This is a genomic window from Paenibacillus whitsoniae (assembly GCF_003955665.1).
GTDB classification, from domain to species: domain Bacteria; phylum Bacillota; class Bacilli; order Paenibacillales; family NBRC-103111; genus Paenibacillus_E; species Paenibacillus_E whitsoniae.
The window spans coordinates 1-20,439 of record NZ_RXHU01000110.1; the positions used below are offsets into that span (position 1 = coordinate 1).

Here is a 20,439-nt window from a genome sequence, read left to right on the forward strand (position 1 = left end):
CATGGCCAGCTCCGGGCTCGTATTCCGAGCTCCGTCCATGCGCTCCATGGCCAGCACATAGCCGCCGTCGTCGACGATACAGATCGTCTCGGCGGCGCCAAGCGCTCGAGCGGCCGCTATGCCGCCCGCGATCATCGCTCTCGCTTCCGCAAGCTCGAGCTTCAAAACAGATTTCATCAAGATGTCCCTCCCTCAGCGCTAAAGCGAACACATTCTGGGTAATGCCTTTTTCATATGTATGGGCAGACCGGCAGGATATGTCGAAAGGAAGCTAAATGAAGAAAAAATACCGTGCACGCAATCATACGGAGAGATTCATTACTTCACTTCATTTACGTTGCAACGCACGCCACCGTCCTTATGGCTCAGCTGAAATCTGAAAAAGCCTGCAAAAAGGCAGNNCTGCTTTTTCGCAGGCTTTTCCGTTTGTACAGCTTCTTCTGAGGAAATTCCTGCCTTTTGGCAGGAATCGACCCTGCGGGCGACCACGGGAGCGGCCATGCGGGAGGACACGCTGGAAGCCACGCTGGCGGCAACTGCCGAACACCGGCAGCTGTCAGCCGCCTGCCCTTACAACCCGAACGCCTGCGCCAGCAGGCGGTACGACTTCAGCCTCGCCTCCACGTTATGGATCGGCGAGACGACCATAATCTCATCGGCCTGGTACGCCTCGTTCAAGGCCAGAATCTGCGCCTTCACGCTGTCCGGCGTGCCGACAATGCGCTGATGCTGTCTGCCGCGAATCAGCGCGTAGTCATTCACCGTGTACGGATAATGCTTCGCCGTGTCCACGGACGGGAAGAACGGCAGCAGCCGGCCTTGCCCCAGCGACAAGAAGAACAGATCCGTGCTCAGCGCCAGTTCATTCGCCTCTTCTTCCGAGTCCGCGCAAATCGCGAGCACGGCGGCCAAGGAATACGGCTTCTCGTTTAGACTCGAAGCCGTGAAATGCTCCCGGTAAATGCGCAGCGCTTCCGCGCAGTCCGCATTACCGAAAAACTGCGCGAACCCGAACGCGGTACCCTGTTCGGCCGCAAGCCGGGCGCTGTCGTACGACGAGCCCAGCAGCCAAATCTCCGGCGCCGTCGGGATAATCGGCGCCGCGCGCAGCCCCGGGAAGCGGTGCCCCGCGGGCTGCGTATCGTGCAAGTACCCGGTCAGGTCGGCCACCTGCTGCGGGTACTGATCCACGACATTCACGTACTTGCCTTCCTGCAGCGCACGTGTCGAAATCGGCATGCCGCCCGGCGCGCGCCCCAGGCCGACGTCGATCCGGCCAGGGTGCAGCGCCTCCAACAGGCGGAAGTTCTCCGCCACCTTATACGCGCTGTAATGCGGCAGCATAATGCCGCCTGAGCCCACGCGGATGCGCTCTGTTAATGCCGCGACGTGTGCAATCAGCACCTCCGGACTCGAATGCGCAAGCGCCTGCGAAGCGTGGTGCTCCGACATCCAAAAGCGCGTGTAGCCGAGCTTCTCGGCTTCCTGCGCGAGCGCTGTCGTCTCCGCCAGCGTCTGGGCCGCATCGCGGCCTTCTCCTATTTGCGATTGGTCAAGAACCCCCAATTTTAACATGCAGCTTCACCTCCCTCTAACTGTAACACAAATAGAAACAGAATAGCAAAGTAGGAGAAATCGACAACATTTTTACCGTCAAAACTAGACAATCTCTCTCAATTTACACCTCTATCAAACTTGCTGAATTCATGCTATTTTAGACTATACACCGAAGCAGAAGGAGAGATTGTCATGAGAACGATCTATGAAAATTACCGAGGCTTTAAAATCAATAAGGACGACAACAGCTACACGGCCATTCATTCCAACTGCATTATTATGAACCAATCGCCGCTCAGCCAAGTCCTGGATACGATTGATTCCTATATTGATTCCCAGTTGAACGCCCTCCAAACGGACGAGTCTACCAGCTATCCGCAGAGTTGATATAGCTTGCGCCCCAGCACCGAATGGCAGCGCCCTTTCCAGGGTACGCTGCCGCTTCGTTACTTCAGCTCACTCTCGTCCTCGATCGCCGGAATCATAATGACCGCCCGGACGCCTTGCTCCGCCCGCTGCTCGTAATGCAGGCCGTACCCCGCCCCGAAGTGCAGCTCGATCCGCTTTTGCACATTGATCATACCGTAGCCTTTGCTGCTCTCATTTCCCTGCAAGACGCTGTTCAGCCGCCCCACATCCACGGCCCTGTAGCCGTTGTCCTCGACTCGAATGACCAGTCGGCCCGCTTCCACGTTCACGCGAATCCACAGCAGCCCGTCCTGATCCATTTGCTTGATGCCGTGCAAAATCGCATTCTCGATGATCGGCTGCAGGACGACCTTCGGCACAATGTACGTCTTCGCTACTTCCTCAACCTCCCAGTGCACCTGGAACGCATACTCATACCGGAACAACTGCAGTCGGACATAGGCCTCCGCGTGGTTGATTTCCTCCATCACCGGAATAAGCAGCTTGCCTTTGCTGAGGCCGATCCGCATAATCAGCGACAGATCCTTAATCATTTCAGCCGATTCATTTGCCCCTTCCATAAGCGTATGCCAATACACCGACTCCAGCGTATTGTACAGCAAATGCGGATTGATCTGCGCATGCAGGATCGACAGCTCCACTTCTTTATTTTTCAGCTCCAGCTCGTATTGGTCGTAGATCGTCTGGTTAAGACGGTTCGTCATGCGGATAAAATGGTTGCTGAGCAGCACGATTTCGTTCTTGCTCTCGGCGTGCAGCGAAATGCCTAACGGCCTTCCGGGATGGTATGAGTTCGTGATGCGCGCCAGCCGCGAGATCGGCTTCAGAATGGATTGGATGAAATACATGCTCGCCAGGATTAAAATGAAAAAATACCCGATCATAATCCAGTGCACAAGCCGCTGGACCAAAATATGGTCGCGGATGATCGACTGTACGGGCACCCGCATCACAAGCCGCGTATTCGTCGCCTCGCTCGTATGAATGACCGACATCATCTCGATGCTCCCCTCCTGATGCCGGAACACGCCCTCCACCTGATTGGCCGGTACATTGGCCTTCGCTCCGATCGCATACGCCGGCGTATTTGTCGCGATCACTGTATTGCGGTTATCAAGCAGCAGCACCTGCGCTTCCTCGTACTTGCGGAACGGCTCGAAATCGCTCTGCAGCGGCGTCTCAATCCCGGACACGACCAAATAGCCGATGACCGATTCGCCATTATAAATGCTGTTCAACTGCCGCATATAGGCAACCGTCTGGACGCCGGACGAATTAAAGCCGAATTTGTCGATGACGCGGATAATGCCCTTCCCTTTGGCGCTGCTCACCTCCTTGAACCACGGCAGCTCATCCAGATTTGTGGAGTAGAAGACGCCGCTTTTCAGCAGATCGGGGTTCGGGACGAAGGAATACAGTTGATTGCGGTCCGAAAAAAATAGCGAGTACGTAATCGCATTATTGGAATAATTGCTTAAATATTTATCAAGCGCTTTAAACACTTCAAACCGCTCATATTCGGAAGAGGAGGAAATATTATTGAGCTGCTGTATCTCCTGCGAGATCATGATTTTTTCGGTCTTTTCGTCAAAATCGCTGCTTTCGCGATCCAGTGTCAGGTGGCTGCCCTCCACAAGCTGCAAAAGTGCGCTGCCGACCTGCACTTCCGTAATCGTTTCCAACTTCTTGGCAACGCCAAAATCGAGCACGAGGATCGGAATGACAACGAACACAATCAGCAGCAGAATGAGTTTTCTCATCAAATTCATATTTTGAAACATTTTTCGCATGGGAGTGACCGCCCTTTATTCATTAGCTTATGAGTGTTAAGTTCGCCGCTGCCTCCCGTTACTCCTCTACACACTGGGACGACAAGTCACACCGTCTACAGCGCAAAAAACGCCGCCAGAACAGCATTCTGATCGACGCTTCGCGCCTTAACCCTTGACACTCGAAACCGAGAGTCCGCGGATAATGAATTTTTGGAAAATAAGGAAGAAAACAACCGGCGGCAGCATGGCCATCGTCAGCACGGCGAAACGGACGCTCCAGGGAATGACCGAGTTCTGATACACAACGTAGCGATAGATCCCTGTTGCGATTGGGTACATGCTCTTTTCGGTCATCACGATGTTCGGCCAATAGAAATCGTTCCACGTTGTCGAGAACGACAGCATGAGAAGCGTCCCGATAATCGGCGTCGAGAGCGGCACGGCGATCGTGAGAAACGACTTGAATTCACTGGCGCCGTCGATGCGGGCCGCTTCCAGAATTTCTTTGTGGATGCCGTCAAAAAAGTTTTTGAGCAGCAGCATGTAATACGCATTCGCCGCAGCCGGCAGCCAGAACGCCCAGTACGTGTTGATCAGCCCCAGGCTTTTCAAGTTCAGGAAGTTGGGTACGATATAACTCGCCGGCGGAATGAGCAGCGTCGAGAAGAAGAACAACGTCACCCACCTTTTCAGCGGGATGTGCAAATGCGACAGCGCAAAGGCAGCCAGCCCGAGAAAAAGCAGCGAGAATACCGTATTGCCGAGGTAGATAAAGATTGTATTTTTAAGAAACGTAAATAACGGCAGGTCGAAGGCATGGAAGGCATCGTCATAATTTTGCCAGATCCAGTGCTTCGGGAAAAAAGTCGGCGGGAATGTGAAGAACTCCTCGCGTGTCTTGAGCGATCCGAAAAATGTATTTAAAAACGGATAAATCATCGTAACGGCAATGGCGACAATGACGAGCACCATCCCGGCGTAGCCGATTTTTACCGTGCTTTTTTTGAAATCATAGAGGGAAATAATCCCGCGATCGCCTTGCTTCATGTCCGTTCACTCCTACGCTGCATGATATTGTAAGCCACGGATAATAGAATGAGCACAAAGAACATCAAACTGCCCATCGCGCTCGCTTTGCCGAAGTCCAAATCGCGGAACGCCGTGTGGTTCAACCAGAGCAAATAGGTCAATGTGGCATTGTTCGGACCGCCGTCCGTCATCGAAAGCTGCGCTTGAAACCCTTGCGATGTCGTGATCACCTGCAGCAGCAAAAGGAGCAGCATCAGGGTCTTGATGCTCGGCAGGGTGATGAAGCGAATGCGCTGCCAGACAGAGGCGCAGTCGATTTCAGCCGCTTCGTACCAATCCTTCGGAATGCTGACGATGGCTGCAATGTAGATCAGCGTGGCGCTGCCGAAGCTTTGCCATGTCTCCATAAAGACGATGGAGGGCATCGCCAGATGCGGCGAGAAGAAGGAAAGCTGAGGAAGGCTCAGCGATTGCAAAAAGGAATTGATCGGCCCTACCGCATCGAAAAACCACATCCACATGCCGTAGAGCACGATGGCGGGAACAGCGCTGGGCAAATAGCTGACAATGCGCGCAGCGCCTTGGAACCAGCGGAGCTCGGATACGGCGATTGCCACAAGCGGCGGCACCCAGAAGCCGATGACAATGCCGAGGCCGATGTAAAGCAGCGTATTTTTAATCGACGTCAGCAGCAGATCGTCCTTAAGTACGGAAACGTAGTTGGCAAGCCCTGTGAAATGATTCCCGCCAACGAAATCAACCGTGTAGAAGCTGTAAAAGATGCCTTTTACAATCGGCACCCATAAAAAAATCAGAAACAAAATCACTTCCGGCAAAATGAACAGCGTCCCCCACACATACAGGTTCCGTCTCTTCTTGAGGCCTCTAACGGCAACAGCCGGTTCTGTGCGAAGCTCCGCATCCATTCGTAACACTCCCTTATGAAGTCGGATCTGGCCGCTCAGGGCATAGAGACCGCGAGGAAATCAAATTGGCTGATTTCCTCGCAGCCCGCTAGATCCGAGGATTATTCCCTGAGGCTATTCAACCTTTACTTTGTCAAACACTTCGGTTTGCACTTTCGTGGACGTATCGGTGAGCAGCTTTTTCAGATCCACATCTTTGGTCGTGAACACTTTTTGAATGACGTTCGCCATTTCGGTGTAGAATTTTTGCGCTTCGTACTGCGCTTCCGGTTTGCCGTCCCAGAGCGCCAGCAATTGCGGATCGTATTTGAACACGTTGTCGTACTTTGCTAACAGATCGGTGTACTTTTTGCCGAAGTCCGATGAATCTTTCCAGTAGTTGATCGGCTGCGGAATGTAGACGCGGTTTTTCGTTTTGCGGTCTTCGATTTCTTTTTGCGTGGATTTCAGGAAATCGTCGGTGAAATATTCATCCACAATCCATTTGAACGCCATTTGCTGCTGATCTTTGTCGCTCTTCGGATTGATGACGCGGTAGTTGCCGCCGAGCACGCCCGTATGCTTGCCGCCCTTGGTGAAGGAAGGCATCGGATACACGACGAGATCGTCCTTGGAAATGCCGCCTTCGTTAATCGCCGTATCAGCTGCGTTGCCGCTGCCGCACATGACCATCGCACCGCGTCCTTGCGCGAAGGCGTTCAGGGCATCCCCGTATCCTAACGCCCAGTTTTGCGGAATCAGGTTCTCGTCTTTCAGCTTTTTATAGAATTGAAGCGCTTGCAATCCAGCCTCAGAGTCAAAGAGGGACACAACTTTCCCGTTATCCAGCTTTTGCACGTCACCGCCAGCGGCATAGAGGAAATTCGTCCAGTTCCAGCCCGCTTCCGGCCCTTTGCCCATCGGAATAAAGCCTGCGATGCCTTTTGCCGGATCGTTGATTTTACGTGCCGCATCCAGCAGATCGTCCCATGTCCAGTCCATCGGAGGCAGCGGAACGCCTTTTTCCTTAAACAGTTTTTTATTCAATGTAATCGTCATGACGTACCCGTCAATCGGCACCCCATATGTTCTGCCGTTCACGACGAAAGGCTTCGACAGGAGGTCGTTCATATCTTTGGCGTGCTCCCAAGCGTTCATGGAATCGGTGATGTCCGCGATCCATTTTTTGTCGACCAGCACTTTGCCTTCCGTCGCGTAGGTCGTATACTCCGTCGGCGCGCTGTTCGATGCCATTTTAATCCCGATTTCCAGCGGATTGTACTGCCAATCATCTTTTTTGAACTCGACATTCGGATACTTCGCTTTGAAGCGCGCAATCCGCTGATCGAGCTGGTCGTTCTTCTCTTTCTGGTCAGCCTTGAAGCTTTCCGCAGTAATGGTTACTTTTTTCGCTGGAGCCGTGCTTGCCGCAGCCGTAGAAGCTGCCGTTGCTGCTGTATTCGGACTGACCGTGCTCGTCGTTGTCGTATTGGACCCGCAGCCAGCCAATAAAACCGTTAGCGCAACCGCCCCTGCTCCCAAGGTAGACGCTTTTTTCATCTTCATCGTTGTGGTTCCCCTTTCCAATCATTTCTCGCATTTGGTTGGTACATTTCTGATTATAGAGGGAGCCGCCTCAAACGACGATGTGCCGTGTTACGTTCTTCGTGTCACATATTACGGTCCTGCCGTTTGCTTCACATCCGAAATGTTCATCCCGAAATGTTTCTTGAACAGCTTGCTGAAATGCTCCGGCGACTCATACCCGATGTCCTCCGAAATCTCGTATCGCCGTTTGTCCGTCGTCAAGATGAGCCGTTTGCCCTCTTCCATCCGCAGCTTCGTCACGTAATCCCACAGATTGATACCCATCACTTTTTTAAAAAGATAGCTGAGATAATTCGGGCTGAGGTGCACGCTGTCGGCGATATCCTGGAGCTTAAGCCCTTTCAAGCGGAAATGCTGTTCGATATACAGCTTCGTCTCGTACACGATCCGGTGATTGGCTTCATCCACCTGCGTTTCGGTCATATTTGCCCGGTTCGTCCCATCGCCAATATCTTCAATGTAAAGCATATAATGATCCTGATGCTTCTCGCAGTACGCCAGGCTCTCCATCGCTTCCCGGTACAGCACCGGCCACGCGGTTACCCCCTCCCGGATGCGGGAAATCCCGAACTGGCTCTTCACATGCAAGTAGCGCTGCAAATTCGTATGAATCATTTGCGCGATCATTTGCAATTGATTGACGCTGGAAGAACCGCGTTTCTCCTCTTCCGTGAGTTGGAGCAGCAGCGTAAAGCGGGAATGATGATTGTCGAAAAGCAGATGCTGCCACTGGGCGGCCGTCTCCTCCACCACGTTCATCGCCGCATACTTCAGCAGGCTGCGGTCTTTCAGGCTCATGATTTCTTCATCGTTGCGCCCGCCCCGCTCCAGCGCCAGCTTGATCGTCATCATGCTGTAATGTGTCCCGTTCATGCGATGGTCGAGCTGCTCGAGGATCGAAGCCACTTCCGACGGCTGAATCGTACTCGTTACCAACTCGTTCAAGTAGTAGTTGATTTCATGCGACATATGCGTGGGAAGCGAACGCACACCGTCACCCTGCGAGAAGCGCTGCCCCTTCTCTTCTTTATCTTTCAGAATTTTGCTTACGACCGAAATGAGGTGCGGCGGCGTAATCGGCTTGACCAAATACTCCTTCGCGCCAAACCGAATCGCTTTCTGCGCGTATTCAAATTCACCGTGGGCCGATAAAATGACAACCGGTATGGACGGATCATGCGTAAAAATGTTCTCCATGAGCTCGATACCGTTCATTTGATCCATTTGAATATCGGTGAACACGAGATCGATCTTCTCCAAGTGAATAAAGTCCAGTGCTTCAAATCCGTTATTCGCGATAAACACTTCGTTAATGCCCAGCTTTGACTGCTTCAGAATCGCAGCAACGCCTTTGCAAATCATCGGTTCGTCATCGACAATCAGTACGTTAACCATCCTGCCACCTCGTTCTATTTGCTGCATCCCCTTCATTCTAGTCGGAAACCGCGGGATTGAACATGATTTTTATTACGGACATCGTGTGGGATCGTTGGGGAAATGGATGATCGGTTGCGTGGTGAGCAGGTGGTGGCACGGGGCGGAATGAAGCTGGTCACCACTACCAAAAAACACCCGCCCCGCTTCATCAGCGGGAACAGGTGCGCAAGCCACTTACTTATAAAGCGGTCCGAAGTTCGTGCATGCCCGGTAGTCAGCGCCTTCCGGATCGGATGTACCAAAATTGCTCCAGACACGCGGACGGAAGATTTGATCTTTCGCCACGTTGTGCATGGAAACCGGAATGCGCAGCATCGCAGCCAACGTTATCAGATCAGCTCCGATATGGCCGTAAGAGATAGCGCCGTGGTTCGAACCCCAATTATCCATCACCGAATACACATCCGTGAACGAGCCTTCACCGGTCAAAATCGGAGCAAACCATGTTGTTGGCCAAGTGGAGTCGGTGCGATCGTCGAGCGTTTTGTGCACATCGGCAGGAAGATCGACAGTGTAGCCTTCTGCCAACTGCAGCACAGGGCCTAGTCCTTTCACCAGGTTAATGCGGGACATCGTGACCGGCATGCCGCCTCTGGTCAGGAAGTCGGAGGAGAAGCCGCCGCCACGGAAATATTCCAAGGATGCTGGGCGCCAGGATGTGGCTTCCAGGCATTTCTCCACTTCGTCGTCGGTGATTTCCCAGTGCGGCTTCATGACCGGCTGACCGTCACGCGACTGCTCGCCTGTACCGTCCAACGCAGCCGGACCGGAGTTGATCAGGTGCAAGATCCCGTTGGCCGCAGCGCCTTCGAGTGTATGTCCGGTTACGCGTTTCACCGCGTCAGGGCTCCAGTACGTACGCACATCTGCAAAAATCTGCGCCGTATTCGTCAACAGATGGCCGAACAGCATCGCGACGCCGTTCAAGCTGTCGTTCTCTGTGGCGACCAAGTATGGTGCGCGCTTGCCATTCCAGTCAAACGAAGTGTTCAGGATCGCTTCCATGAAATCGCCGTTCGGGAAGTGATCCGTCCACTGGCGCTGCCCTTGGAAACCGGACAGGATCGCATTGTGACCCAGCGCTTCCTCACCGAAGCCGAGCTCGTTCAGACGCGGATTGCCGACCATTAAGTCGCGGACGATCAGGGACATTTTGACAACCGTTTCCCAATCCTGATCTTTCTTCTCGCGGGACGTTTGGATACTGGCCGGATTATTGTCCGGACCTTCCACGCAGTTTTCTTTCACCCAGCTCATCGCAAGCTCGTATTCCGCCGGATCGTAGATCACCTCGTCAATACGGCGCACCAGCTCCGACATGTCGACATATTCATTGCGCATACCTAGGTAGTTCTGGAACAGCTCTTCGTTGACAATGGAGCCTGCGATCCCCATGGAGACCGATCCGACGGACAGGTACGATTTGCCTTTCATTTGCGCAACAGCCAGCCCAGCCTTGGCAAAACGAACCAGCTTCTCCTGCACATCGTGCGGAATGTCCGTCGTGCCCGCATCCTGCACCTCCTGGCCGTAGATGCCAAATGCCGGAATGCCTTTCTGTGCATGGCCCGAGAGCACTGCCGCCAAATATACCGCGCCAGGGCGCTCGGTGCCGTTGAAGCCCCAGATCGCCTTCGGCGTGGATGGGTCCATATCCATCGTCTCCGTCCCGTAACACCAGCATGGCGTAACTGTAATGGATACACCAACGCAGGATTTGGCAAACTTCGTCGCCGCTGCTGCAGCTTCCGCTACACCGCCGATGCAGGTGTCAGCGATGACACACTCAATCGGCGCGCCGTTCGGGTATTTCAGCGTTTCGCTCAGGAGCGCCGCAACCGCTTTCGCCATGTTCATCGTCTGCTCTTCCAACGATTCGCGAATGCCTTTTCTTCTGCCGTCGATCGTCGGGCGAATTCCGATTTTCGGAAACTCCTGACTCCAGCGGCTATTCTCAATCGTCATGACTATTCACCTTCCTTGGTATTGGTGAGCTTCGCAATCGAGCACGATCTTGTCGAATTTCGGGGTTACCGATAAACCTAACTACTCGACTACAACGCCTTTTTTCAAAATCACATTCGCATAAAGCGCCTTCTCGCCAGTCGCAACGATGGCGTAAGCGCGTTTCGCCCTTTCGTAAAATGCAAAGCGCTCAACGTGCTCAATCGCAGGCTGCATGTGCTCCCCGATAATGGTTTCATATTCGCCCCAGATCGGCGTTTCAACCGGATCCCCCGGCACTTTCGCCATAAGCGCAACAGGCTGCTCACAGTAAGTATCCAGCGGGAATAGCAATAAAATCGCTTTCAATAATTCAGGCACCGCATGACCGTCACAACGAATCAGCCGCTGCGCATGGCTGGCTGCGGGAAAATTGCCGTCGCCCAGCACGATCTCATCCCCATGCCCCATCTCCATTAACACTTTTAAAAGCTCTGGCGTCAGAATCGAAGGTATCCCTTTAAGCATCCAAAACATCTCCTAGTTTTAAGCTGTGTTACCGATAACCCAAAAATAACAAGTTTGTGCCTTGCTGTCAATCCTTATTTTCTATACAATAGACAAATAGAATTGGGATGAAAGGTGATCAAGCTCGTGATAACAATCTATGACATCGCTGAAAAAGCCGGCGTATCGGCGATGACCGTATCCCGGGTGATCAATAATACCGGCCGTATCAGCGAGGATACACGTAAACGGGTTCGCAAGGTGATGGAGGAGTTGAACTATATCCCCAACAGCGCCGCACGCAGCCTCGTTTCCCAGAAAACGAATATCTTGTCGCTGCTCATAGCGGATATTACGAATCCGTTTTATACTACACTTGCCCGCGGGGCGGAAGATGCCGCCAAGAAGGCTGGGTATCGACTGCTTTTTGCCAACAGTGACGAAAATTATGCGAAGGAAAAAGATTACGTCGACATGATGCTGTCCACACGCGTCGACGGCGTTCTCTTCGCCCCAACCGGGGATCTCTCGGTGGATAACTTGAATCGCCTGCTCCAGCACCAGATTCCGCTCGTCATCCTGGACCGTGAAGTGCCCGGAATCGAAGCCGATATTGTACTCGGCGACAGCAAGGAAGGCGCGAAGACGCTCGTTGAGCACCTCGTCTCCCTCGGACATCGCCGCATCGCTATGATCAACGGCTCGCCGGACGTTTCCACCGCAAGGCTGCGGTACACCGGTTACCGGGAAGCGCTGGTGCTCAGCGGCTTGCCCATGGACGACGAGCTGGTTGTGCACCTCGGCTTCCGCGTGTTTCACGAGGATGCTGCGTTGGACGCGCTGCTCACACTGAAAGACCCGCCGACGGCGATCTTCGCAGCAAACAACCTGCTCGCCGTCGGCATCATCCAATCCTTGCGCGAGCGCGGACTGCAGGTGCCGGAGGACATCTCCGTCGCCTGTTTCGACGACATCGGGCCCGCCGAGATGATCAATCCGTTTCTCACGGTGGCGGCTCAACCGGCTTACCAGTTCGGGCTGCTTGGCATGCAGCTTCTGATCGAACGCATTGAAGCCGAAGCTGCGCAGCCCCCGCGTAAAATCATGCTGCCCTCCGACTTGATCATCCGATCGTCGACGCGAGAATTGCAACGAAAGGAGACAAATGATGGAGCGGAAGGTTGAAGAAACGCTGCGCGCTTGCATACAGCATTGGAACGCAATGGCGAGCGCGGATGAAGAGGACCAGGAAGGCGCAGCTGACCACTTTCAATCGTCATTTTACGTATGGATTGAAGCAGTTCGCGAATGGGTTCAGGGGATGCAATCAGCGCCTGAATCGTTAGATGCATTTATGGCGCTGCCTGATGTGGAGGAAATCATGGACCTGCTCCCTGCCCCGCTTCACTTGAACTTCGAGACGGAAGCCGAACTGATTCTCGATGATTTCATTCGAGAGGAAGAGGACCGGTACGATTAAGGGACCGGGAACACTTTCCCGCCCGATTCCAACCCGAAAGAGACGTAATGCCGGAATTAACCTGTAGGTGATACAGGTTTCCATCCATTTACCGCTTGATTCGCATAATTCCCTGAGTTTGCAGGAAAATCTACTGACAAAGAGGCTGCGCCGACGGCGCAACCTCCCACTCATCTTACTCCTTCTCGTTCGGCGAAGCCGCAATGAAGATTCGATACGTCCCGGAGCCCAGTTCCAGCACGAGGGCATCTCCCAGCTGCTGAGCGGACAAGACGCCGTCTGCCTGCCCCACACCTACATCATTGACAATGACTTTCTCCATTGCGCTGCCCGGCAGCCTCACTTCGGCCGTCGTATTAGGCGGAAGCTCAAACTCGTAGAGGACCGTACCACCGACTTCGCCTTCACCTTCGCCAAGCCGCCACTCACTGCGGATCAACCCGTAGGCAGACTGATAAGCTGCCTTCGCGTAGGTCAAGCCTGAATCCGGACGCGGTTGGAAGCGAATACGCTGATAACCCGGCCCCGTCTCGTCCAGATCAAGGCCGGCCACGAACCGATACAGCCAATCCCCAATGGAACCGTAGGCATAGTGATTGTACGAATTCATATCGTCGCTCCAAAATGTGCCGTCCGGTTTAATGCCGTCCCAATGCTCCCAGATCGTTGTGGCCCCCTGGTGGATCGCATAGAGCCAAGACGGATAACCCTCCTGCTGCACCAATTTCACGGCCAACTCATGATAGCCATTCTCGGACAAGGCATGGCACAAATAAGGCGTTCCGACGAATCCTGTCGTCAAGTGGCAGTTATTCTCCTCCACATAAGCGGCCAGTGTCCGCGCCACGCGCTCACGCACAGGACCTTGGACTAATCCAAAAATGAGAGGCAGCACATGCGCCGTCTGCGTATGTGCTGCAAGCCGCCCGCTGGCCGTCACAAACTCTCGTTCAAATGCAGCGACGATCTGCTCATACAGCGTAGCATACTGCTCCGAATCCTCATGGCGGCCAAGTACTTTTGCCGTCTTAACGAATAAGCCGGTAGAATACGCATAGAAGCACGTCGCGATGAGATCTTTGGGTGTTGCACCGATATAACTGCCTTCTTTGGCATCCAGTCCAAGCCAATCCCCGAAATGGAAGCCGGTATTCCAGAGATTCTCGTCATCCCCTTGCGCGCGGATGTAGTCAATCCAGGCTTTCATGCTCTCGTACTGCTCTTCAAGAACACGCCGCTCTCCGTAACAGATATACAACGTCCATGGGCAAATGACAGCCGCATCCCCCCAGGCCGCAGAGGCGTACGCCTTCTCATCCAACACATGCGGCACCACGAACGGTACGCCGCCGTCGCTGCGTTGATCAGCCTTCAGATCGCGCAGCCACTTGGCAAAGAAAGCGTCCACGCCGTAATTGAACGCCGCCGTCCGAATGAACACTTGCGCATCGCCGGTCCAGCCTAGCCTCTCATCCCGCTGTGGACAATCGGTCGGCACGTCAAGAAAGTTCCCTCTCTGCCCCCAAACGATATTCTGCTGCAGCCGATTCAGAAGCGGGTGCGAGCACTCGAACGTTCCGCTAGGTTCCATGTCCGTATGAATGACGTGTCCTGTGAAGCGCTCCAATTCAAGCGGCGTCTCTTCGGGCCAGCCAACAACCTTTACATACCGGAACCCCTGAAATGAAAAATGAGGTTCATATTCCTCTCCGCCTCCCTTGCACGTGTACCTGACCGTCTGCTTCGCAGTGCGCAAATTGCCGATATAAAAATTGCCATCTCGATCCAACACTTCGGCATGCTGGAGCGTAACCTCCGTGCCTTCCGGAAGATTCAATCGGAGATGCAAGCGGCCAACCATGTTTTGGCCCATGTCGATCACCGTTTCGCCGGCAGGCGTCCGCAACAGCGCAACCGGCTTCAGCCGCTCCGTGATCCGTGAGGGTTCATTTTCCTGCATGACCAAAATGTCCATCGCATGCTTCACTTCGCTGACAGCACTCCAGTTCTCGTCGTCGTATGCCGCTGTCGTCCACCCCGCCTTTTCCTGACGAGCGTCATAAGTTTCTCCGTGATACAGCTCCGACATGAGAATTGGCCCCGTTGAAGCTCGCCAAGTCCCATCCGTGCCGACAATATCTGTCGTACCATCGGCATAATCGATATGGAGCTGCAGGAGAAGCGCCCGCGTGTCACCAAAAATGTTGCGCTGATCCTGCCAGGCTAGATTCCCTTTGTACCATCCGTTCCCAAGCGATGCGCCGATCGCGTGGTTGACGCCGGAGCAAATGCGATTCGTCACATCGTAGGCTTGAACCTGAAGGCGGTTGCGGTAACTCGTCCAGCCTGGGGTATACTGCCAATCGCCGACGCGCTCACCGTCCAGCTCCAGTTCATACAAACCGAGCGACGTCGCATAAATCGTAGCCCTTCTCACGCCCGAGCGGACAGAAAATGGTTTGCGCAGCAGAAATATATCCTCGACCTGCGAATCGATCGATGCTGGGTCAGGTGTAATAAAAGCCGCTGACCAATCCTCGGCATGAAGCAGCCCCATTTCTAGATAGGCCGTCTCGCTCCAAGCCGATTCCCGGCCGTGCTGATCCCATACTTTTACGCGATATTGGTATTGACGGCGAGACTCAAGCGTTGTGCCTTCATACTCCACCCCTACAGAACGCTCCGATTGCACGATACCGGTATCCCAGACCAAGGCGTTCTCGTTAAAATCTTCCGAATCAAAGCCTACTTGCAGACGATACGCTCGCTGTATCACATGAACGCCATCCGACTTTAGCTGCCAACTGAAACGGGGAATTGTGACGCCGAGTCCAACCGGGTTGTGCAGGCTCTCGCATCGCAAGCGTGTAACTTCGAATAAGGTCATCGTACACATTCACCTTTTCACTATGAATTCGTGCGCCATCTGTCATTGGCGCCGTTACGTTTAATTGTAAAGGGGATTCCCATTCCTCTTAGGGGATAATTCGGACAATATTATAGGTTGATCTGGACAATCACAACGCGTATTTGTAAGATAGCATCAGGATTCCTAAAGAACGGAAGGAGCATGCCTATGAGCATTAGACGCCACAGCTTTGTGATGTTGGAGGACAGTTTTTTTCATCCGGGTGTGCCTATCTATGTGAACCGGGCTTATGAATCCTTTGAGTCATCCGAGCACTCCCATGAATTTATTGAAATTACCTACGTCAGCGAAGGCGCCGGTGTGCATTACATTGCCGACGAGGCCGTACCGGCCCTGCATGGGACACTCTTTTTCATACCGGTAGGGTGCCGGCATGTATTCCGGCCCAAAACGCCGGAAAAAGACCGGCCGCTGATCGTCTATAATTGTCTCATCCGCACAGCTTACTTGACGGAGCTCGGCAGCGGCTTTCCACAAGCCTCCGGCATTTGCGGCATATTTGCTGACAGCAGTCTCCATTGGTTCACCATGAACGATTCGTCCGGCGAATACCAAGCCATATTCAGGGAGTTATACCGGGAGTTCTCCACCAAACCGCCAGGCTACTTGGCTGTACTCACTTCTCTCATCATTCGAATCCTTACCGGCTTATATCGGCATCAGCTTCAAATTGACGCACCTGCCGCGGAAAAGCCGTTATGGCTAACCCTCGAGGAAGCCATCTCTTACGTTGATCGGCATTACAGCACCGACATCCGGCTTGGGGAGCTTGCAGCGCGAAGCAACCTCAGTGAACGGCAGTTCAGGCGCCTCTTCAAAAGCCAAACCGGAATGAGTTTCACCGACTATTTACAGAGCATCCGCATCGAGGCCGCTTGCAAACTGCTCATCGGCAGCCGCAGCAGCGTGAGCGAAGTGGCCGCTTCCGTTGGATATGCCGACATGAAATTTTTTCACAGGCTGTTCAAGAAGAAGACCGGGATTACGCCAGGACAATTTCGAAATCGTACAAATGAAGCGCCTGCTCTTAAATAACTTGCGCGGGCTTGTTCAACGAGCGGATTTTAGCGTAATGCCCGGGCAAATTGATCCTGCCGTCATACATTATCAATAATCAGGCGGCGAAAAGTTACCGGTCGTGCCGAGAGCCCCAGCCCTGCACTGCGGTAAAGCAGACGCGCTTTAAAGCTCATATTTGCAAGTCAGAAAATTCTGACTTACAATACCTAATAATTCAATCGATCGAAACGAAACATAATCAGAATGCGATGACGGAAAGAGTAAATGAGATTCATGACTTGCCAGGGACGCGGCGCCACCGACTGAGAGCGCGCGAAGTCATGCCCCATTGAAGTTCATTCCCGAGCAGGCTGCTGAACCGCGACAATTCGCTTGCCGCGCAAGTAGGTTCGCCCGTCTCCCTGCGTTAAAGGGCTCAAGATGAAGCATTTCCCCGTATGCGCATGCGGCTGAAAGCTTCTGAATTAGGGTGGTACCACGGCTCCTCGTCCCTTGCGGCGAGGGGTCTTTTTGTATGCTTTTATCGAAATCGAGGAGGAATTATCCATGACAAATGCTAAACTGGATGCGCTGCGAGGACGCATAGATGAGATTAATCTGCTATTGCTGGAGCTGCTTTCCGAACGGGCGGCGATTGCCCAGGAAATTGGCCAGGAGAAAGAAAAACAAGGCGTACCCAAGCATGATCCGATTCGCGAGAAAGAGATGCTCGAAGCGCTTGTTGCCCGCAACAACGGGCCTTTCGATACCGATGCGATCCGGCATCTGTTCAAGCAAATTTTCCAAGCGTCCCTGAATCTGCAGCAAAACGATCACAAAAAGCAGCTGCTCGTCTCACGAAAGCAGAAGAAAGAGGATACCGTCATCACGCTCGGTCCGGTTACGGTTGGGGGCACGAAGCCGATCATGGTCGCCGGCCCCTGCTCGGTTGAAAGCTATGAGCAGCTGCGAACGGTTGCTGCCTCCTTGAAGCAGGCCGGCGTGCACGTCATGCGCGGCGGCGCGTTCAAACCGCGGACGTCCCCCTATGATTTTCAGGGGCTCGGGATTGAAGGGTTACGCATGTTGAAAGAGGTTGCATCTGAATTCGGCCTGAAAACGATCAGCGAAATCGTCGATCCCGCGCATATTGAGCTTGCCGGTCAGTACATCGACGTTATCCAGATCGGCGCGCGGAACATGCAAAACTTCGAGCTGCTCAAAGCAGCCGGCGAAGTGCGCACGCCGATACTCCTGAAGCGCGGGCTCGCGGCGACGATTGACGAATTCCTGCATGCGGCAGAATACATCCTCTCCCGCGGCAACTCGCAAGTCATGCTGATTGAGCGGGGCATCCGCACATACGAGAAGGCAACGCGCAACACGCTTGACATCTCGGCCGTACCGATTCTTAAGCAGGAAAGCCACCTGCCGGTGCTTGTCGATGTCACCCATTCGACCGGTCGCAAGGACATTTTTGCGCCGTGCGCAAAGGCTGCGCTGGCGGCAGGGGCCGACGGTATCATGGTCGAGGTGCACCCCGACCCGCCAACCGCCCTGTCGGATGCGGCGCAGCAGCTCACGATCGAGGAATTCAATCGTTTCTATACGGAAGTGAATAAGAACGGTATCGTTTTTTAGCATGCAAAAGCCCCCCGCCCGACTCTTAAGAGAAGGACGGAGGGCTTGTCTTTCAGACAGACGCCGCCTATACCGTTTTATCGATAAACGCAACATTGTTCTGGTCTGCGTACTTTTTCAATCGGACCGCCATCGCGTCGACATCGAAGCGGTTCAGCATTTTCGTATATACCCAGCGCGGCGTTTTGCCGTTCATCTCAATGACAACCTGATTCGACTGAACCACAATTTCCTTAATGTTCTCTGCCGTGACGTTCAGTTCCCGCGCTAGACCGCGTTTGGACAACGTCGTTTTGCTGACTCGCAGATAAGGACGCCTCAGAAAGAAAATAAAGATGCCGACTACCAGATAGCTGAGCGTCGTAAACCAGTACATGTTATCCCCTTCCGCTCGCGTCAACGTAAACAGCAGGAACAGGGCGACAACGATAAAAAAGCCGGACAGCAGCAGGCTCCTGCCTTTGAACACCTCCGCACGGTCCGGGTCAGTCGATATTGGCGCCTTCCCCTGTTTCGCTCTCGTTTTGTTAATTTGCTTAGAATTTTTTCTGACCATTCGTTCCCACTTGCGAGACATGCCGTTCACTCCTTGACTATAATGCGAACCTTCCTGTGGCCTGCAGGCCGCAGGCGCTTTCGCTCATTGCTCCATCATCCCATAAATTGCGGCGAATGTCGATACGCGGGAAGGATGCACAAGGTGCAGATGTCATCGCTTTCGCGTATACTTAATCTCACACCAAAACTTTACATAAATTCCCAGAGGAGTGGTCCCATGCCTGTATTTGCTGCAAACCCGATATTAATCGAATTTCCAGAGAGTTTCGAAAGCTCCCGCTTGTTGATCCGAGCACCTTTATGGGGAGACGGCGCCCCGCTCAATGAAGCTGTCGCCGAAAGCTTGGAAGAGCTTCGCCCCTGGATGCCTTGGGCACAAACCCTGCCTGCACCGGAAGATTCCGAAGCCAACATTCGGGACGCAAGGCTCAAATTTCTGGCCCGTTCGGATTTGCGATTAATGCTTATCTCCAAAGAAACCGGTGCGCTTGTCGGCAGCAGCGGACTGCACCGCATAGATTGGCAAGTTCGCAGGTTCGAAATCGGCTATTGGATCCGCACTTCCTGCGCCAAACAAGGCTTCGTCACCGAAGCGGTCAACGCGATTACTCAATTCGCTATCGACGAATTACAAGCGAACCGCATCGAAATTCGCTGCGATGCACAAAATACGCGCAGTGCAGCCGTAGCGCTTCGCGCCGGTTATACGTTGGAAGGCACGCTTCGCAGCGATCGCTGCGACGTGAATGGAGAGCTCCGTAATACGCTGGTTTTTGCCAAGGTGCGCGGGACCGAGTTCTAAAGGATCGCTCAAGAGGTCAAGAGGCTTCCGAGCTGCAAGCGAAACTTGACTTACCCCCAATGCGCCGGCCGCTTTAACCTAGGCGGCACCTTCGTGTGCAAATCTCCCTTAGCTGCGTTAAGCTGGGCTTGCGTCACAAACAGACTCGCAGACAGATCGGCCCCCCGTAGATCCGCATCCCGGAAATCTGCGCCGATCAAGTCGGCTCCCGACAGCTCGACGCCTCTTAGATCGGCCGCAATCAGAAAAGCTCCCCGCAGGTGAGCGCCTCGCAGATTCGCAGTCCGCAGGTCGGCGCCCATCAGATCGGCACCGCGACCAAGCTTGTGACGCAAAGACCGCCCTTTGTCATTCGGGCGAGTTTCTTGCCCAGCGGTCGCTGCCGCCCGGACAAGCTCGCTTGTCTTCACGAGCAAGCTGTTGATGGATGCCCGGTGCAGACCGATATCCAGGTTCAGAAGCTCTTGCGGGCGGAGCGACGTCATCCGTTCGGTCTCCTCCAGCAGCCGGCGAAGCTCATCATGGAGAGGCGCCGCCACTTGCAAGCCGAGCGCTTCCGTCAAATACCACAACAATTCGTGCAGCTGCATCATCACACGAAATACGTCATACATCTCATTAGCGGATTCCGGCGATTCCCGCCAATCTTTACCGCCGTAGGTTTCCCCGGATACTTTCTGCCCTGCACCAAAGCAGTCAAACGTTATACAGCCTTTCAACCCTTTCTCGGAAAGCTGATCGTGAACACGACAACGATGATCCGTCTGCAAATGAAGGCAAGGCTGCCCCGCATGCTTATCGTCTGGAAAGCCGTCTGATGCCGAGAAATATAAAGCCACACA

18 protein-coding genes are annotated in these 20,439 nt (G+C 53.7%); 6 read left to right on the plus strand and 12 right to left on the minus strand.

Going from position 1 to position 20,439, the window contains the following annotated elements; translation table 11 throughout:
* Both EJQ19_RS28685 and EJQ19_RS28690 read right to left on the minus strand, forming a co-directional pair.
* The coding region (locus tag EJQ19_RS28685; protein ID WP_164716788.1) for a heme-binding protein at positions 1-177 on the minus strand (177 nt) is incomplete at its 3' end.
* Positions 178-570: 393 nt separating this feature from the next.
* On the minus strand, positions 571-1,575 hold the full coding sequence (locus tag EJQ19_RS28690; protein WP_126144664.1) for an LLM class flavin-dependent oxidoreductase: 1,005 nt from the start codon (positions 1,573-1,575) through the stop codon (positions 571-573).
* Between the two features lie 174 nt (positions 1,576-1,749).
* Here EJQ19_RS28690 and EJQ19_RS28695 point away from each other — a divergent pair, with 174 nt between their 5' ends.
* Positions 1,750-1,944 carry a hypothetical protein gene (locus EJQ19_RS28695; RefSeq protein WP_126144665.1) on the plus strand — a complete coding sequence of 65 codons (195 nt, stop codon included), beginning with the start codon at positions 1,750-1,752 and terminating at the stop codon, positions 1,942-1,944.
* A 59-nt stretch (positions 1,945-2,003) separates the two neighbouring features.
* Here EJQ19_RS28695 and EJQ19_RS28700 read toward each other — a convergent pair whose 3' ends face one another.
* The 7 genes from EJQ19_RS28700 to fucU form a co-directional block, all read right to left on the minus strand.
* Complete coding sequence (locus EJQ19_RS28700) at positions 2,004-3,776, minus strand: sensor histidine kinase (protein WP_126144666.1); 1,773 nt, start codon at positions 3,774-3,776, stop codon at positions 2,004-2,006.
* Positions 3,777-3,923: 147 nt separating this feature from the next.
* A complete protein-coding gene (locus EJQ19_RS28705; RefSeq protein ID WP_126144667.1) occupies positions 3,924-4,805 on the minus strand; it encodes a carbohydrate ABC transporter permease in 882 nt (293 codons plus the stop codon).
* A complete protein-coding gene (locus EJQ19_RS28710; RefSeq protein ID WP_126144668.1) occupies positions 4,802-5,713 on the minus strand; it encodes a carbohydrate ABC transporter permease in 912 nt (303 codons plus the stop codon). The genes EJQ19_RS28705 and EJQ19_RS28710 overlap by 4 nt, the downstream gene beginning before the upstream one ends.
* A gap of 114 nt (positions 5,714-5,827) precedes the next feature.
* Positions 5,828-7,258, minus strand: a complete 1,431-nt coding sequence (locus EJQ19_RS28715; RefSeq protein WP_241243124.1) for an ABC transporter substrate-binding protein — start codon at positions 7,256-7,258, stop codon at positions 5,828-5,830.
* 111 nt (positions 7,259-7,369) lie between these two features.
* On the minus strand, positions 7,370-8,695 hold the full coding sequence (locus EJQ19_RS28720; RefSeq protein WP_164716790.1) for a response regulator: 1,326 nt from the start codon (positions 8,693-8,695) through the stop codon (positions 7,370-7,372).
* Positions 8,696-8,911: 216 nt separating this feature from the next.
* Entirely contained in the window at positions 8,912-10,702 is a 1,791-nt protein-coding gene (locus tag EJQ19_RS28725) for an L-fucose isomerase (protein WP_126144670.1), read from the minus strand.
* An 81-nt stretch (positions 10,703-10,783) separates the two neighbouring features.
* A complete protein-coding gene (fucU, locus tag EJQ19_RS28730; RefSeq protein WP_126144671.1) occupies positions 10,784-11,209 on the minus strand; it encodes an L-fucose mutarotase in 426 nt (141 codons plus the stop codon).
* A gap of 126 nt (positions 11,210-11,335) precedes the next feature.
* Between fucU and EJQ19_RS28735 the strand changes: the two genes are divergently transcribed.
* The gene (locus EJQ19_RS28735) at positions 11,336-12,373 is read left to right on the plus strand and encodes a LacI family DNA-binding transcriptional regulator (protein WP_126144672.1); all 1,038 of its coding nucleotides are present in this window, start codon (positions 11,336-11,338) and stop codon (positions 12,371-12,373) included.
* Entirely contained in the window at positions 12,357-12,668 is a 312-nt protein-coding gene (locus EJQ19_RS28740; RefSeq protein ID WP_126144673.1) for a hypothetical protein, read from the plus strand. Before EJQ19_RS28735 ends, EJQ19_RS28740 begins: the two co-directional genes overlap by 17 nt.
* 175 nt (positions 12,669-12,843) lie before the next feature.
* On the opposite strand, the gene EJQ19_RS28745 is transcribed toward EJQ19_RS28740, so the two are convergent.
* Positions 12,844-15,555: an alpha-L-rhamnosidase gene (locus EJQ19_RS28745; protein WP_126144674.1), complete on the minus strand. Its 2,712-nt coding sequence runs from the start codon at positions 15,553-15,555 to the stop codon at positions 12,844-12,846.
* Positions 15,556-15,744: 189 nt separating this feature from the next.
* Here EJQ19_RS28745 and EJQ19_RS28750 point away from each other — a divergent pair, with 189 nt between their 5' ends.
* Entirely contained in the window at positions 15,745-16,632 is an 888-nt protein-coding gene (locus EJQ19_RS28750) for an AraC family transcriptional regulator (protein ID WP_126144675.1), read from the plus strand.
* Positions 16,633-17,163: 531 nt separating this feature from the next.
* The gene (locus EJQ19_RS28755; protein WP_126144676.1) at positions 17,164-18,237 is read left to right on the plus strand and encodes a bifunctional 3-deoxy-7-phosphoheptulonate synthase/chorismate mutase; all 1,074 of its coding nucleotides are present in this window, start codon (positions 17,164-17,166) and stop codon (positions 18,235-18,237) included.
* A gap of 67 nt (positions 18,238-18,304) precedes the next feature.
* Here the strand turns inward: EJQ19_RS28755 and EJQ19_RS28760 are convergent, their stop codons facing one another.
* Positions 18,305-18,814, minus strand: coding sequence for a methyltransferase (locus EJQ19_RS28760; protein ID WP_126144677.1), 510 nt, complete (start codon positions 18,812-18,814; stop codon positions 18,305-18,307).
* 198 nt (positions 18,815-19,012) lie between these two features.
* Here EJQ19_RS28760 and EJQ19_RS28765 point away from each other — a divergent pair, with 198 nt between their 5' ends.
* Positions 19,013-19,597 (plus strand): GNAT family N-acetyltransferase, encoded by a 585-nt coding sequence (locus EJQ19_RS28765; RefSeq protein ID WP_126144678.1) that lies wholly within the window; start codon positions 19,013-19,015, stop codon positions 19,595-19,597.
* 50 nt (positions 19,598-19,647) lie between these two features.
* Here EJQ19_RS28765 and EJQ19_RS28770 read toward each other — a convergent pair whose 3' ends face one another.
* Positions 19,648-20,436: a pentapeptide repeat-containing protein gene (locus EJQ19_RS28770; protein ID WP_338143352.1), complete on the minus strand. Its 789-nt coding sequence runs from the start codon at positions 20,434-20,436 to the stop codon at positions 19,648-19,650.
* Positions 20,437-20,439 lie beyond the last annotated feature (3 nt).

Excerpts from the sequence above, each read along its gene's own strand:
- EJQ19_RS28690 (WP_126144664.1), bottom strand. The coding sequence starts at position 1,575 with ATGTTAAAATTGGGGGTTCTTGACCAATCGCAAATAGGAGAAGGCCGC.
- EJQ19_RS28695 (WP_126144665.1), top strand. The coding sequence starts at position 1,750 with ATGAGAACGATCTATGAAAATTACCGAGGCTTTAAAATCAATAAGGAC.
- EJQ19_RS28700 (WP_126144666.1), bottom strand. The coding sequence starts at position 3,776 with ATGCGAAAAATGTTTCAAAATATGAATTTGATGAGAAAACTCATTCTG.
- EJQ19_RS28705 (WP_126144667.1), bottom strand. The coding sequence starts at position 4,805 with ATGAAGCAAGGCGATCGCGGGATTATTTCCCTCTATGATTTCAAAAAA.
- EJQ19_RS28710 (WP_126144668.1), bottom strand. The coding sequence starts at position 5,713 with ATGGATGCGGAGCTTCGCACAGAACCGGCTGTTGCCGTTAGAGGCCTC.
- EJQ19_RS28715 (WP_241243124.1), bottom strand. The coding sequence starts at position 7,258 with ATGAAGATGAAAAAAGCGTCTACCTTGGGAGCAGGGGCGGTTGCGCTA.
- EJQ19_RS28720 (WP_164716790.1), bottom strand. The coding sequence starts at position 8,695 with ATGGTTAACGTACTGATTGTCGATGACGAACCGATGATTTGCAAAGGC.
- EJQ19_RS28725 (WP_126144670.1), bottom strand. The coding sequence starts at position 10,702 with ATGACGATTGAGAATAGCCGCTGGAGTCAGGAGTTTCCGAAAATCGGA.
- fucU (WP_126144671.1), bottom strand. The coding sequence starts at position 11,209 with ATGCTTAAAGGGATACCTTCGATTCTGACGCCAGAGCTTTTAAAAGTG.
- EJQ19_RS28740 (WP_126144673.1), top strand. The coding sequence starts at position 12,357 with ATGGAGCGGAAGGTTGAAGAAACGCTGCGCGCTTGCATACAGCATTGG.
- EJQ19_RS28745 (WP_126144674.1), bottom strand. The coding sequence starts at position 15,555 with ATGACCTTATTCGAAGTTACACGCTTGCGATGCGAGAGCCTGCACAAC.
- EJQ19_RS28750 (WP_126144675.1), top strand. The coding sequence starts at position 15,745 with ATGAGCATTAGACGCCACAGCTTTGTGATGTTGGAGGACAGTTTTTTT.
- EJQ19_RS28755 (WP_126144676.1), top strand. The coding sequence starts at position 17,164 with ATGACAAATGCTAAACTGGATGCGCTGCGAGGACGCATAGATGAGATT.
- EJQ19_RS28760 (WP_126144677.1), bottom strand. The coding sequence starts at position 18,814 with ATGTCTCGCAAGTGGGAACGAATGGTCAGAAAAAATTCTAAGCAAATT.
- EJQ19_RS28765 (WP_126144678.1), top strand. The coding sequence starts at position 19,013 with ATGCCTGTATTTGCTGCAAACCCGATATTAATCGAATTTCCAGAGAGT.